The organism is Acidimicrobiales bacterium, from assembly GCA_035531755.1.
Taxonomy (GTDB): domain Bacteria; phylum Actinomycetota; class Acidimicrobiia; order Acidimicrobiales; family UBA8190; genus DATKSK01.
The window spans coordinates 24,436-37,361 of sequence record DATKSK010000038.1; the positions used below are offsets into that span (position 1 = coordinate 24,436).

14 protein-coding genes are annotated in these 12,926 nt (G+C 75.5%); all 14 read right to left on the reverse strand.

From position 1 onward, the window contains the following. Position 1: 1 nt before the first annotated feature. The gene (gene ribH, locus VMV22_07960; protein HUY22262.1) at positions 2-541 is read right to left on the reverse strand and encodes a 6,7-dimethyl-8-ribityllumazine synthase; all 540 of its coding nucleotides are present in this window, start codon (positions 539-541) and stop codon (positions 2-4) included. Next, positions 528-1,751, reverse strand: a complete 1,224-nt coding sequence (locus tag VMV22_07965; protein HUY22263.1) for a bifunctional 3,4-dihydroxy-2-butanone-4-phosphate synthase/GTP cyclohydrolase II — start codon at positions 1,749-1,751, stop codon at positions 528-530. Before VMV22_07965 ends, ribH begins: the two co-directional genes overlap by 14 nt. Beyond that, entirely contained in the window at positions 1,751-2,812 is a 1,062-nt protein-coding gene (gene ribD, locus VMV22_07970; protein ID HUY22264.1) for a bifunctional diaminohydroxyphosphoribosylaminopyrimidine deaminase/5-amino-6-(5-phosphoribosylamino)uracil reductase RibD, read from the reverse strand. The genes VMV22_07965 and ribD overlap by 1 nt, the downstream gene beginning before the upstream one ends. Positions 2,813-2,824: 12 nt before the next feature. Next, positions 2,825-3,493 (reverse strand): ribulose-phosphate 3-epimerase, encoded by a 669-nt coding sequence (rpe, locus tag VMV22_07975; GenBank protein ID HUY22265.1) that lies wholly within the window; start codon positions 3,491-3,493, stop codon positions 2,825-2,827. 11 nt (positions 3,494-3,504) lie between these two features. Then, positions 3,505-4,431 (reverse strand): methionyl-tRNA formyltransferase, encoded by a 927-nt coding sequence (locus tag VMV22_07980; protein HUY22266.1) that lies wholly within the window; start codon positions 4,429-4,431, stop codon positions 3,505-3,507. Between the two features lie 16 nt (positions 4,432-4,447). After that, positions 4,448-5,014: a peptide deformylase gene (def, locus tag VMV22_07985; GenBank protein ID HUY22267.1), complete on the reverse strand. Its 567-nt coding sequence runs from the start codon at positions 5,012-5,014 to the stop codon at positions 4,448-4,450. An 80-nt stretch (positions 5,015-5,094) separates the two neighbouring features. Then, positions 5,095-7,026 (reverse strand): hypothetical protein, encoded by a 1,932-nt coding sequence (locus tag VMV22_07990; GenBank protein HUY22268.1) that lies wholly within the window; start codon positions 7,024-7,026, stop codon positions 5,095-5,097. 49 nt (positions 7,027-7,075) lie between these two features. Beyond that, a complete protein-coding gene (gene metK / locus VMV22_07995; GenBank protein HUY22269.1) occupies positions 7,076-8,272 on the reverse strand; it encodes a methionine adenosyltransferase in 1,197 nt (398 codons plus the stop codon). Continuing rightward, positions 8,269-9,555, reverse strand: coding sequence for a bifunctional phosphopantothenoylcysteine decarboxylase/phosphopantothenate--cysteine ligase CoaBC (gene coaBC / locus VMV22_08000; GenBank protein HUY22270.1), 1,287 nt, complete (start codon positions 9,553-9,555; stop codon positions 8,269-8,271). The genes metK and coaBC overlap by 4 nt, the downstream gene beginning before the upstream one ends. A gap of 46 nt (positions 9,556-9,601) precedes the next feature. After that, positions 9,602-9,997 carry a DNA-directed RNA polymerase subunit omega gene (gene rpoZ, locus VMV22_08005; protein ID HUY22271.1) on the reverse strand — a complete coding sequence of 132 codons (396 nt, stop codon included), beginning with the start codon at positions 9,995-9,997 and terminating at the stop codon, positions 9,602-9,604. Then, positions 9,998-10,570 (reverse strand): guanylate kinase, encoded by a 573-nt coding sequence (locus VMV22_08010; GenBank protein HUY22272.1) that lies wholly within the window; start codon positions 10,568-10,570, stop codon positions 9,998-10,000. Next, positions 10,567-10,887 (reverse strand): integration host factor, actinobacterial type, encoded by a 321-nt coding sequence (mihF, locus tag VMV22_08015; protein ID HUY22273.1) that lies wholly within the window; start codon positions 10,885-10,887, stop codon positions 10,567-10,569. Before mihF ends, VMV22_08010 begins: the two co-directional genes overlap by 4 nt. Before the next feature lie 32 nt (positions 10,888-10,919). Then, a complete protein-coding gene (pyrF, locus tag VMV22_08020; GenBank protein ID HUY22274.1) occupies positions 10,920-11,627 on the reverse strand; it encodes an orotidine-5'-phosphate decarboxylase in 708 nt (235 codons plus the stop codon). Further along, positions 11,620-12,918 (reverse strand): dihydroorotate dehydrogenase, encoded by a 1,299-nt coding sequence (locus VMV22_08025; protein HUY22275.1) that lies wholly within the window; start codon positions 12,916-12,918, stop codon positions 11,620-11,622. The genes pyrF and VMV22_08025 overlap by 8 nt, the downstream gene beginning before the upstream one ends. Positions 12,919-12,926: the final 8 nt, after the last annotated feature.

The window sequence follows — 12,926 nt, forward strand, 5'->3', positions numbered from 1 at the left end:
CTCAGCCGGCCGACGCCGGCAGGGCGCGCAGCAGGTCCGCCATCTCGAGCGCCGTCACCGCCGCCTCGTACCCCTTGTTCTGCTCGCCGTCGAGCGACCGGGACAGGGCCTGGTCGACGGTCTCGGTCGTGAGCACGCCGAAGACGACGGGCACGCCGGTGTCGAGGGCGACGCGCTGGAGCCCGGAGGCGCACTCGCCCGCCACGAAGTCGAAGTGGGCGGTGTCGCCGCGGATGACCGCCCCCAACGCCACCACGGCGTCGACGGCCCCGGACGCCGCCAGGCGCCGTGCCGCCAGCGGCAGCTCGAAGGCGCCGGGCACCCACGCCACGCTCACGGTGACGGCCTTCACGCCGTTCGCCTCCAGGCCGGCGAGCACGCCGGCGAGCAACCGCTCGGTGATCCCGCCGTTGAACTTGGCGCACACGACCGCCACCCGGGCGTCACCGTGGCCGGCGTCCCCCACGTACGACGCGCCGACGCGCGCCGCGGCCGCCTCGACGGCTTCGGGCGAGAGCGCGGTGGCGTCAGAGGACGTCATCAAGGCCGTCGAGGATGTGGCCGAGCCGCTCGCGCTTGGTGCGCAGGTACTCGATGTTCTCGGGGTTCGAGTGCAGCTCGAGCGTGACCCGGTCCACGATGTCGAGCCCGAAGCCCTCGAGCCCCCCGTACTTCATGGGGTTGTTGGTCATGAGGCGCATGGTGGTGACCCCGAGGTCCACGAGGATCTGGGCGCCGATGCCGTACTCGCGGTTGTCAACGGGCAGGCCCAGCTCGAGGTTGGCATCGACGGTGTCGCGGCCCTGCTCCTGGAGGTTGTAGGCGCGCAGCTTGTGCGCCAGCCCGATGCCGCGGCCCTCGTGGCCGCGCAGGTAGATGATGACGCCGGACCCCTCCTCGGCGATGAGCCGGACGGCCTCGGCCAGCTGGGGCCCGCAGTCGCAGCGCAATGAGCCGAAGACGTCACCGGTCAGGCACTCCGAGTGGACGCGCACGAGGACGTCGCTCTGGCCCCGCACGTCGCCGCGCACCACCGCCAGGTGGTGCTCGCCGTCGATGTGGGACTCGTAGACGTACCCGGCGAAGTCGCCGTGGTCGGTGGGGATCCGCGCCGGGCCGGCGATGCACGTCACCAGCTTGTCCTTGTGGCGCCGGTAGCGGATCAGCTCCGCGATGGTCACCAGCAGCAACCCGTGCTTCTCGGCGAAGCGCTCCAGCTCGGGCAGCCGGGCCATGCGGGTCTTGTCCTCCGAGACGAGCTCGCACAGGACCCCGGCGGGGTACAGGCCCGCGGCGGTCACGAGGTCGACGGTGGCCTCGGTGTGCCCGGCGCGTTTCAGCACCCCGCCCGCCCGGTACCGCAGCGGGAAGATGTGCCCCGGCCGGTTGAGCTCGGCCGGGCGCGTGTGCGGGTCGATCAGGGCGTGGATGGTCGAGGCGCGGTCCTCGGCGGAGATGCCCGTGGTCGTGCCGTGGCGGTAGTCCACGCTCACGGTGAAGGCGGTGCGCTGCGACTCGGTGTTGTCCGTCACCATCAGCGGGAGCTCGAGCTCGTCGGCGCGCTCGGGCAGCAGCGGGACGCAGATGACCCCCGAGGTGTGGGCCACGAAGAAGGCGATCTTCTCGGGCGTCGCGGCCTCCGCCGCCATGACCAGGTCGCCCTCGTTCTCGCGGTCCTCGTCGTCGACCACCACCACGATGTCGCCGCGGCCGATGGCCTCGATGGCGTCCTCGATCCGGGCGAACGGCATCAGGCCACCTCTCCCTCGCCCACGGGCGCGGCCGGGCCCGGAGGGGCCAGCTCGACCCGCACGTCCGACCCGAGGGGGGACAGCGACACCAGTCGTCCCCGCCACAGGTCGGCGACCGTGCGGGCCCCGGGGCCGGCGAACATGGGCACGGCGTCGTCCCCGCCGAACAGGGCCGGCGTCAGGTACAGCACGTAGCGGTCGACGAGGCCCGCCGCGTGGAACGCGTGGGCCACGCGGGCCCCGCCTTCCACCAGCAGTTGGAGCACGCCCTTGGCCCCGAGCTCGTCGAGCACGGAGCCGGGGTCCCCCGCCAGCTCGAGCGCGGGGTGGACGCGGGCGTCGGGCGGCGCCTGCCCGAGCACCACGCGCAGCGGCTGGTGGTCGGGAGCGGGCTCGAGCCGGGCGGTGAGCTCGGGGTCGTCGGCACGCACCGTCCCCGCGCCCACCAGGACGGCATCCGACGCGGCACGCAGCCGGTGGGCGTCGGCGCGGGCCTCGGCGCCGGTGAGCCAGCGCGACGTGCCGTCGGGGGCGGCGATGCGCCCGTCGAGGGTGGCGGCCAGCTTGAGCACGACCCAGGGGCGCCCCGTGCGACGGTGCTTCAGGTACGGCGCCAGCAGCTCGCCGGCCTCGTCGGCGGCGGTCCCGACGACGACGGTGATCCCCGCGGCCCGCAGCTCGTCGACGCCGCGCCCCGACACCTGGGGATCGGGGTCGACGAACGGCACCACCACCCGGGACACCCCGGCGGCCACGATGGCCCGCGTGCACGGGGGCGTACGACCGTGGTGGGCGCAGGGCTCGAGCGTGGCGTAGAGCGTGGCGCCCCGGGCGAGGGCCCCGGCCGCCTCCAGCGCGACGACCTCGGCGTGAGGGCCGCCCGGCGGGGCGGTGGCCCCGTCGAAGCTCGAGCCGTCGGTGCCCACCACCACGGCGCCCACCCACGGGTTCGGGGACGTACGGGCCCGCACCTCGCCGGCCAGGGCGAGCGCCCGGCGCATGGCGGCGAGGTCGTCGTCCCGTTCGCCCGACCGGGGCTGCTCGGTGGAGGCCGGCGTCATGAGATCACAAGTCTACGTGGCCTCCGCCAGGGCCTTCTCGCCGGCGAGGCGGATCCGGCGGGCCGCCTCCCAGGGGTGCTCGTCGCCGAAGATGGCCGACCCCGCCACGAGCACGCGGGCGCCGGCCCGGACCACGGCGCCGGCGGTGCCCTCGTCGATGCCCCCGTCCACCTCGAGATCGGCCCCGAGGCCGCGCCGGTCCAGCGCGGCCCGGGTGCGGGCGATCTTGGGGAGCACCTCGGCCATGAACGCCTGGCCGCCGAAGCCGGGGTGCACGGTCATGCACAGGATCAGGTCGGCCTCGGCGAGGAAGGGGTCGATGGCCTCGTAGGGCGTCTCGGGGTTGATCGCCAGCCCGGCGCGCAGCCCGAGGGCCTTCGCCTCGGCCAGGAGCGCCGAAGTCTCCCCCACCTCGACGTGGACGGTGCACCCGTCCGCCCCGGCCTGGCGGAACGCCTCGAGGAAGGCCCCCGGGTCGGTCATCATGAGATGGCAGTCGAGGAACAGCCCGGTGTGGCGCCGCAGCGAGCGCACCACCGGGGGGCCGATCGTCAGGTTCGGGACGAAGTGGCCGTCCATGACGTCGACGTGCAGCCAGTCCGCCTCGGGGGCCACCTCGCCCACCGCCTCGGCCAGGTTGCCGAAGTCAGCCGACAACACCGACGGGGCGATCCGCAGCATCGCGGCCGAGCCTACCGGCCCGGCTCCTCGCCCCCGAGCCGCTCGCCGGGGCGCGGGCGCGCCCCCTGCAGCCATGCCGTCGCCGGCATCGGCCGTTTGCCGGCGGGCTGCACGTCGAGGAGCTCGAGCACACCCGCGCCGGTCACGACCGCCGTGCCGACCATCGTCCCCGGCACCGCCGGGGCGCTCCCGGCGGCGGCCTCGCCGGGGCCCTCCCCGGCCAGGCGAGGGCGGGCCCGGGCGTCGAGCACCCGCAGGCGCCCGCCCCGGAACGTCGTCCAGGCCCGGTCCAACCGCGTCAGGCGCTCGAGCTCGGCGGCGGGCCGGGACCAGTCGAGGCGCAGCTCGTCGGGGTCGATCTTGGCGGCATAGGTCGGCTCCCCCTGCTGGGGGTCGCCCGGCGCCAGGGCATCGACGCCGTCCACCAGCGCGTCGACGAGGAGGCGGGCGCCGACGACGGCGAGCCGGTTCGTGAGCGCCGCGGCGTGCTCGTGCGGCTCGATCGGCACACGCTGCGAGGCCAGCACCGGACCGGTGTCGAGGCCTTGCTCGAGTCGCATCAGGCACACCCCGGTGTCCTCGTCGCCGGCGAGCAGGGCCCGCTCCACCGGCGCCGCGCCGCGCCAGCGGGGCAGCAGGGAGAAGTGGACGTTCACCATGGGCAGCACGGCCAACACGGGCGCCGGCACGATGCGGCCGTAGGCCACCACCACACCCAGCTCGGCACCGGACTCGGTCACGTCGGCCAGGTGGTCGGTCACGGCCACACCGAGGTGGAGGGCGAGGCGCTTGACCGGGCTCGGCGAGCGGTCCGCGCCCCGCCCGCGTCGCGTGTCGGCGCGGCTCACCACCAACACCACGTCGTGCCCGGCCCGGACCAGCGCGTCGAGGCAGACGGCTGCGGCCGTCGGTGACCCGAGGAATGCCAGCCGCGCCACCGGGGCCAGCGCGTCGCTACAGGCCGGGGTGCCCCGCCGGCTGCTCCCCCGCCGTCAGCGTGCGGAGCCCGTCGGGGTCGGCGTCGGGCAGGCCCAGCGCCCGCGCCCGCAGGATCCGCTTGGCCTCCTTGCGCTGGTCCTCGTCGAGCCGCTCCACCAGCAGCACGCCGTCGAGGTGGTCGACCTCGTGCTGGAACACGCGGGCCACGAACTCGTCGGCCTCGATGGAGACCACGTTTCCCTCGAGGTCGACGCCGGTGAGGTGGACCTCCTTCGGGCGCACGATGGGCCACGACAGGCCCGGCACCGACAGGCAGCCCTCCTCGTAGGTCCACTCGCCGCGTACCTCGCTGAGCACGGGGTTCACGACGGTGCGGGGGCCCAGGCCGTCGCCGGCGTCGTACACGAACATGCGCTTCTGCACGCCGACCTGCGGCGCCGCCAGGCCCACCCCGGGCGCCTCGTACATGGTCTGCACCATGTCGTCGGCCAGCTGCTTGAGCCGGCCGTCGATGGTGTCGACCTCCGGGGCGCGCAGGCGCAGCACGGGGTCGCCGTAGAGGCGGATGGAGTACTGCGACACACGGCCATCGTACCGGCGGCGCCGGCCGGCCCGGCACGACGGGCACCGGGGTCGGGTCGGCCGCGGTGCTCCGGCGGCCCTCAGGCGCGCACCGGGTCGACCTCCACCCGGAGGCGGCCGGCGGGGCGCGGCACCGACGCCAACAGGTCGCACAGCGAGGCGTGGTCCGGCGCCCGCACCGACCAGGCGGCGTCGACGGGGCCGGTCACCTGCACGCCGGGGGGCGCCGCCGACCGCAGGGCGGCGCCGTAGACGTCGGCGGCGGCGCCCGAGACGACCGCCAGGGCGCTGAACGGCGGCAGGCCCAGCGCCTCGCGCATGGCGGACTCGGCCGCGGCCAGCACGCCGGGGTCGGCCGACACCGCGGCCTCGAGGACCGGGTGCCGGGGTTGGCGCGTCTGCACCAGCACGCGTCCCGGCGCGCGGTCGCCGCGCAGGGCGCCGTCGGGGCCCGCCACCAGCCGGGCGGCGCGGGCGATCAGCGCCAGGGCCTGCTCACCGGCGCGGAAGCGGGGGGCGAGGAGCTCGGAGTCGAACTCCAGGAACGCCACCACGTCCGCGCTCGCCACCCGGTGCAGCGCAGCCTCTGTGCCCACCACCACCGACGCGTCGCGTCCCGCGGTGTCGGGCTCTCCCGCCGGTGCGGGACCCCAGACCTCGGCCACCGGGACGCCGGCGAGGGCCTCGAGCTCCTCGCGCAGCCGCGTCACACCACGCCGGAGCGCCTTGGTGCGCGTGGCGCCGCAGCGGGCGCACACCACGGGGCGTTCCAGGCCACAGCGCCGGCATCGCAGGTGCGGCGGCGCCCCGCCCTCCGGCACGGTCGGGGACGGCACGGTCGGGGACGGCACGGTCGGGGACGGCGCCTCGGGCCGGCGCCCACGAGGGGCGGCTGTCCCGACGAGCTCGAGGGCGGCACCGCAGGTCTCGCAGCGCGCCAGCTCGCCGCACGCCGCGCACGACACCAGGCGCACGCCGCCGGTGCGGTTGACGACGCACACGACCCGCCGCCCCGGCGCGCCGGACGCCCACCGCAGCAGCTGCACCAGGCGCTCCGAGAAGACCCCGGTCCGGGGATCGTCGCCCCCGCGGTCCACGACCTCGACCGCCGGCCAACCTCGGCGCTCGGCGGCGCGGGAGGCGACGACGAGCCGTCCGGCCGCCAGGACCTCGAGTGTCGGGCAGGACGACACCAGCGCGCAGGGCGCCCCGTCGCGGCGGGCCCGCTCCGCCACCACGGCCCACGCCGCCCAGGTCGGGGCGCGCTCCTCGTGGTACGCCTCGTCATGGGCGTCGAGGACCACGGCGGCGGCGAGGCGCGGCAGCGGCGCGAAGGCCGCCGCCCGCGTCCCGACGACGACACACCCCCCGGCGCGTGCGGCCGCCCAGTCGCCGGGGAGCAGCGCCACCGGGGCGCCCGCGGCCCCCAGGCGCCGGGCCACGTCGGCGGCCCCCTGGTGCCCGGGCGCGAGCACGAGGACACCACCCTCGGCGCCGGCGCGCCCCAGCATGGCGGCGGCCGCCTCGCAGACGGGCGCGGGGTCGGTGGCGGGCCCGAGCCTGACCACCGTCGTCCCGCCGGCCAGCGCGGCGCCGGCCACCTCGTCGACGACGCCGCCCGACGGCGGCGACCCGGGGCCCCCGCCCCGTCGCGACGGGCCGGGCCCCCCGAGGGCGCGCACCATCACCGGCGACGAGGCGGTGCGCAGCAACGCCGGGACGGGGCCGGCCCATCGCCACGCCGCCCACTGCGCCAGGTCGAGCACGGCGGAGGGCGGCCCCCAGCCGCGCACCGACGCCAACGGGCGCAATGCCACCCCGGGAAGGGGCTCGACGTCGTCGGCCACGACCCACCCCGCCACCCGGCGCCCGTGCAGGACGACGCGCACCTGGGTGCCCACCTGCACGCGCTCGGCGACGTCAGCGGGGACGACGTAGTCGAACGTCTTGCGCAGCGCGCTCACGTCCGGGAGGACCCGCACGACGCGCTCGCGCCTCACCCCCGCCGCCATGGGGGCATTCTGACGTGGCGTCGTGTCGGTTGCCCCCGGCGCCGGACGCCTAGAGGCTCAGCGCCCGCTTGAGGTCGTCCACCCGGGGGGTGGCCTCCCAGGTGAATTCCTTGTCCGAGCGCCCGAAGTGGCCGTAGGCGGCCGTGCGGCGGTAGATGGGCCGCTTGAGGTCGAGGTCGCGCACGATGGCCGCCGGGCGCAGGTCGAAGAGCTCGCGCACCGCGTGCTCGATCTTGTCGGGGTCGACCGCCTCCGTGCCGAACGTGTCCACCATGAGCGAGACGGGCCGCGCCACGCCGATGGCGTACGCCACCTGCACCTCGCAGCGGCGCGCCGCGCCGGACGCCACCACGTGCTTGGCCACCCAGCGCGCCGCGTAGGCGGCCGAGCGGTCCACCTTGGACGGGTCCTTGCCCGAGAACGCCCCGCCGCCGTGGCGGGCCATGCCCCCGTAGGTGTCGACGATGATCTTGCGCCCGGTCAGCCCGGTGTCGGCGTGGGGGCCGCCCAGCTCGAACCGGCCGGTCGGGTTGGCGAGCACCCGGAGGCCCGAGGCGTCGAGGTCCGGCGGCAGGAGGGGGTGGATCACGTGCTCGCGCAGGTCGGGCAGCAGCAGCGTCTCGATGTCGACGCCCGGGGCGTGCTGCGTCGAGATGAGGATGGTGTCGATGGCCACGGGCCGGCCGTTGTCGTAGATCACCGAGACCTGGGTCTTGCCGTCGGGCCGCAGGTAGGGCAGGACACCGACGCGCCGCACCTGGGCGAGGCGCTGCGCCAGCCGGTGCGCCATCCAGATCGGCAGGGGCATGAGGTCGGGCGTCTCGTCGCAGGCATACCCGAACATCATCCCCTGGTCACCCGCGCCCTGGGCGTTGAGCTGGTCCTCGCCTCCGGAGCCGGTGCGCACCTCCTGGGCGGCGGTGACCCCCTGGGCGATGTCGGGGGACTGCTCGTCGAGCGCCACCATGACTCCGCAGGTGCGGCCGTTGAAGCCGTGGGAGTCGCTGTCGTACCCGATGTCGCACACCACGGAACGGACCAGGCTGGCGATGTCGATGTAGCACTTGGTCGAGATCTCCCCGGCCACCACGACCAGCCCGGTGGTGAGCATCGTCTCGCACGCGACCCGGGCGTTCGGGTCCGACTCGAGCACGGCGTCGAGCACCGAGTCGGAGATCTGGTCCGCCATCTTGTCGGGATGTCCCTCGGTCACCGACTCCGATGTGAAGGTGTGGCGCGTGGTCACGTCTCGCTCCTCGCATTGTGGTCCCCCCCGGGGACGTCGGCGTGCCGCGCGCCCCCACCCGGGCGTGGGAGGCCCAGGCGGTCGACAACACTATCCAATATGGCGTGGGCGACCTCGATCTTGGAGGCCAGCGGCACGTCCCGGCTGGTGCCGTCGGCGCCCATGATGGTCACGGCGTTGGTGTCGTGGTCGAAGCCCACGTGCTCGGCCGAGACGTCGTTGGCCACCATCAGATCGACGCCCTTGGCCTCGAGCTTGGCCGCCGCCCGCCCGGGCACGTCGTGGGTCTCGGCCGCGAAGCCCACCAGCACCTGGCCCGGCGGTCGTCGGCGGCCCAGCTCGGAGAGGATGTCGGGCGTGGGCTCGAGCACGAGCTCGGGCAGGCCGTCGGCCTTCGACAGCTTCGTGTCGGCCGCCGCCTTGGGCCGGAAGTCGGCCACCGCCGCCGCCATGACCACCACGTCCGCCGTCGCGGCGTGCTCGAGCATGGCCCGCTCCATGTCCGCCGCCGTCTCCACCGGGACGACCGACACCCCCCCGGCGGCCGTCCGGGGCGACGTGGTCACGAGGACCACCGTGGCGCCGCGTTCGGCCGCGGCCCGGGCCACGGCGTGCCCCTGCTTCCCCGACGAGCGGTTCGAGATGAAGCGCACCGGGTCGATGGGCTCGCGCGTCCCGCCGGCGCTCACGACCACGCGGCGCCCCGCGAGGTCGGCGCTGTGGGACAGCGCTCCCCCGTGCACCAGCACGGCCAACGCGGCGTGCACGATGTCGGCAGGCTCGGCGAGTCGCCCGGCGCCGACGTCACCGCCCGCCAGCCGCCCCTCGCCGGGCTCGACCACGTGCACGCCGCGCCGGCGCAGTACCGCCATGTTGTCCTGCACGGCGGGGTGCTCCCACATCTCGGTGTGCATCGCCGGGCACACCATCACCGGCGCGCGCGTGGCGAGCACCGTCGCCGTCAGCAGCCCGTCGCTGATGCCGGCCGCGTAACAGCCCAGGAACCGCGCCGTCGCCGGGGCCACGAGCACGAGGTCGGCGCGCCGGCCCAGGGTGGTGTGCGGGATCGGGTCGGCCTCCGACCACAACGACTGCTGCACCGGCTCGGACGCCAGCGCCGAGAAGGTGACCGCGCCGACGAAGCGGGTGGCGTCCTCGGTGAGGACGGGGACGACGTGGGCACCCGCGTCGACGAGCCGCCGGCACACCTCGACCGCCTTGTAGGCGGCGATCCCCCCGGTCACACCGAGGACGATCGTCTTCCCCGCTGCGGGTCCTGTCATCGAACTCCGAATGCTCGGGCGGGCGCGGGCGGGACCGGCCCGCCTGCTACTCGCCGGCCTCAGGCTCCTCGGCGGCGAGCTCGCCGGTGACGGCTATGACCTCGGGCCCGGCGACGGGCTCGGCGACGGCCTCGACCGCGTCCGGCCCCGGCTCGCCCTCGACCCCGTCGGCTCCCTCGGCGCCCTCCTCGCCCGGCTCGGGGCGGTGGAAGGTGGCCTTGCCGGCGGCGATCTCCTCGAAGGCGATGGTGAGCGGCTTGCCCGAGACGGACGTCACCTGGGGCGGGACCACGACCCCGAGGCCCTCGCCCAGCTGGTTGTAGTACGAGTTGATCTGGCGGGCGCGCTTGGCCGACAGGGCGACCAGGGTGAACTTCGAGTCGACCTTGTCGAGAAGGTCCTCGACGGGCGGGTCCATGAGCGTCGTGCGGCGCTGGGCCATTCAGGCTCCTCCGGAGGGGCCGGCCGCTGGCGCCGGCGGGGAATTGCGGTGAACGTCCAGTATACCGGCCACCTCGGCCACGGCCCGATCCACCTCGTCGTTCACGACCACGAGGGACGTCAGCTGCCTGCCGATGCGCTCCTCCTCGGCGCCCTTGTCCAGGCGCCGGCGGACTTCGGCCTCGTCGTCCCCCCGCCGGCGCAGGCGTTCGGCCTGGACCTCGGGCGACGGCGGCAGGAGCAAGACGACGAGGGCATCGGGTCGACGCTCCTTCACCTGGCGGGCACCCTGCAGGTCGATCTCGAGGACGAGGTCCCTGCCGGCCGGCACGTCGGGGAGGGGCGTGCCGTAGAGGTGCCCGAGGAATTCCGCCCATTCGAGGAATCCCCCGGCGGCGACCTTCTCCTCGAAGCGGGCGCGGTCCACGAATGTATAGGCGTCGTCGGACTCACCGACCCGGCGTGGGCGCGTCGTCCACGAGCGGCTGAGCCAGAGTCCGGGATCGCCTTCGACCAGCCGGGCGGCGACGGTCCCCTTGCCGGCCCCGCCGGGCCCGGAGATGACGAGGATCAGGACTTCGCGGTGTGCGAGAGCAGGGCGTCGCGCTGGTTGGCACCGAGACCTTGCAGGCGACGACTCTCGCTGATCCCCACCGTCTCCATGAGACGGCGGGCCTTGACCTTGCCCAGGCCGGGAAGCGACTCCAGGACCGACAGCACCTTCATCTTGCCGACGGTCTCGTCCTTCTCCGACCGCTGGAGGAGCTCGGACAGGGTGATCGAGCCCATCTTGAGCTTCTCCTTCACCTCGGCCCGCTCGCGGCGGACCCTGGCGGCCTTGTCCAGCGCCGCCTGGCGCTGCTCCGGAGTGAGTGCGGGAGGTTGCGGCATGTGGGCCACCATAGCGCCCTCCTGGGCGGTGGTCATCCGCGCGCCGGGGCCACCGACGACGTCACTTCGTCGAGCACGGCGGCGGCCGTTCGCTCGGGGTCGTCCGAGCCCGAGACGGCGCGACCGATCACGAGGATGTCGGCGCCGGCGGCGATGGCGGCCCCCGGGGTGGCCGGGCGCGCCTGGTCGTCGCTCGGGGTCCCCGAGGGGCGGATGCCCGGCACCACCGTCACGAGCCCCGGGGCGGCGCGGCGCGTCACGGCCAGGTCGGCGGCGGCACACACGAGCCCGCCACAGCCCGCCGACGCCGCCAGGGCGGCCCGGGCGGCGAGGGTGCGGGGCGGGGCGTCGGTGTCGCTCGTCAGCACGGTGACCCCGAGCACGCAGGGTGTCGGTGTTCCCGCCGCCGCGGCGCCTTCGGCCATGCCCGAGACGGCGGCGCGCACCATGGCGTCGCCACCCTGCGTGTGCACCGTCGTATAGGTGGCGCCCAGCTCGCCGATGACCAGGGCGGCCCGGTGGACGGTTGTGGGGATGTCGTGAAGCTTGAGGTCGAGGAACACCCGGTAGCCCTCGTCGGCCAGCGCCGACACGCTGTCGGGTCCGGCCGCCCCGAACAGCTCCAGGCCGACCTTGGCCACCCCGAACCAGGGCCGGAGCCGCCGGGCCATGCGCAGCGCCACGACGAGGTCGTCGAAATCGAGCGCCAGTGCCAGCCGGTCGCGGGGGTCCTCAGCCACCGTCGCCCCGGGTCGGGTCGTGGGGGGGCCGCGGCGGGGGCGTCCGGGGGATGCGGTCGGGGGCCCGGGGCCGCTCCGGGGGGTGCGGCGCCGGCGCCCGTCGCGGGGAGGGTGCCGTCGGGGTCGGGTACGCCGGCGGCGTGCTGGGGCGGGACGGGGCCGGTGACGGCGGGTACGGGTCGGCCGGTGACGGCCCACGCCCGGGTCCCGGCGCCGGCGCCGGCGCCGCCTGGCGGACGTGGCGTTCGACCTCGTCGGTGAGCCGCTTCACCTGCCACTGCGCCTCGGCCATCACGACGCGCGTGCGCGCCTCGATGTCGGCGACCCGCGACGCCGTCGGATCCTCGGTGGGCCGCGCCCGGGCAGCGGCATGCACGGCACCGACGATGGCGCGGACGTCACCCACGTCGTGCAACCGGCACCACCGCGCCAGGCCGGCGATCACCCGCGCCGGCGCCCGCGGGTCGCGGAACGTCGCCGTCCCCACCTCCACCGCGTCCGCGCCGGCCAGCATCAGCTCGGCGGCGTCGACGCCCCGGCTCACACCACCGACCCCGACGATGCCGGCGTAGGGGAACGCGGCGCGGCAATCGTGCACGGCGCGCACCGCCACCGGCCGGATGGCGGGCCCCGACAGGCCACCGCCCCCCGGGCCCGATCCCAGCCGGTACGTGCGCCGGCGCGTGTCGATGGCCATGCCGAGCACCGTGTTCACGAGGACCAACGTCTCGGCCCCTGCGTCGAGGGCGGCGCCGGCGATGTCGACGAGGTCGGCGACGTTCGGGCTGAGCTTGGCCCACAGCGGCAGCCCGCACACGGTGGAGGCGGCCACCGCCTGCGCCGTGGCATACGCCGAGTGGGCGAACATCCGGCTGCGGTCCTCCAGGTTCGGGCAGCTCACGTTCACCTCGACCGCCACGACGCCGGGCGCGCCGGCCAGCATCTCGGCGGCGGCGGCGTAGTCCTCGACGCGCCGGCCCCAGATGCTCGCCACCACCCGCGCCCCGCGGTCGTTGAGCGCGGGCAGCTCATCCTCGATCCAGGCGCGCACGCCGGGGCCCTGCAGCCCGACCGAGTTGAGCATGCCCGCCGGCGTCTCGTGGACGCGCGGCGCCGGATTGCCGGGCCAGGGGCCCGCCGCCAGCGACTTCACCACCACGGCGCCCAGTGTGGCGAGGTCGACGTACGCCCCCAGCTCGGCGCCGTGCCCGGCCGTCCCCGACGCGGTGAGCACGGGGTTCGGCAACGACACCGACCCCACCTGTGTCCGCAGGTGGACGAAGCGCCTCACCCGTGCAC

What these genes read in the sequence shown, in the direction of transcription:
- ribH (HUY22262.1), bottom strand. Translation starts at nt 541, where the DNA reads ATGACGTCCTCTGACGCCACCGCGCTCTCGCCCGAAGCCGTCGAGGCG.
- VMV22_07965 (HUY22263.1), bottom strand. Translation starts at nt 1,751, where the DNA reads ATGCCGTTCGCCCGGATCGAGGACGCCATCGAGGCCATCGGCCGCGGC.
- ribD (HUY22264.1), bottom strand. Translation starts at nt 2,812, where the DNA reads ATGACGCCGGCCTCCACCGAGCAGCCCCGGTCGGGCGAACGGGACGAC.
- rpe (HUY22265.1), bottom strand. Translation starts at nt 3,493, where the DNA reads ATGCTGCGGATCGCCCCGTCGGTGTTGTCGGCTGACTTCGGCAACCTG.
- VMV22_07990 (HUY22268.1), bottom strand. Translation starts at nt 7,026, where the DNA reads ATGGCGGCGGGGGTGAGGCGCGAGCGCGTCGTGCGGGTCCTCCCGGAC.
- coaBC (HUY22270.1), bottom strand. Translation starts at nt 9,555, where the DNA reads ATGACAGGACCCGCAGCGGGGAAGACGATCGTCCTCGGTGTGACCGGG.
- rpoZ (HUY22271.1), bottom strand. Translation starts at nt 9,997, where the DNA reads ATGGCCCAGCGCCGCACGACGCTCATGGACCCGCCCGTCGAGGACCTT.
- mihF (HUY22273.1), bottom strand. Translation starts at nt 10,887, where the DNA reads ATGCCGCAACCTCCCGCACTCACTCCGGAGCAGCGCCAGGCGGCGCTG.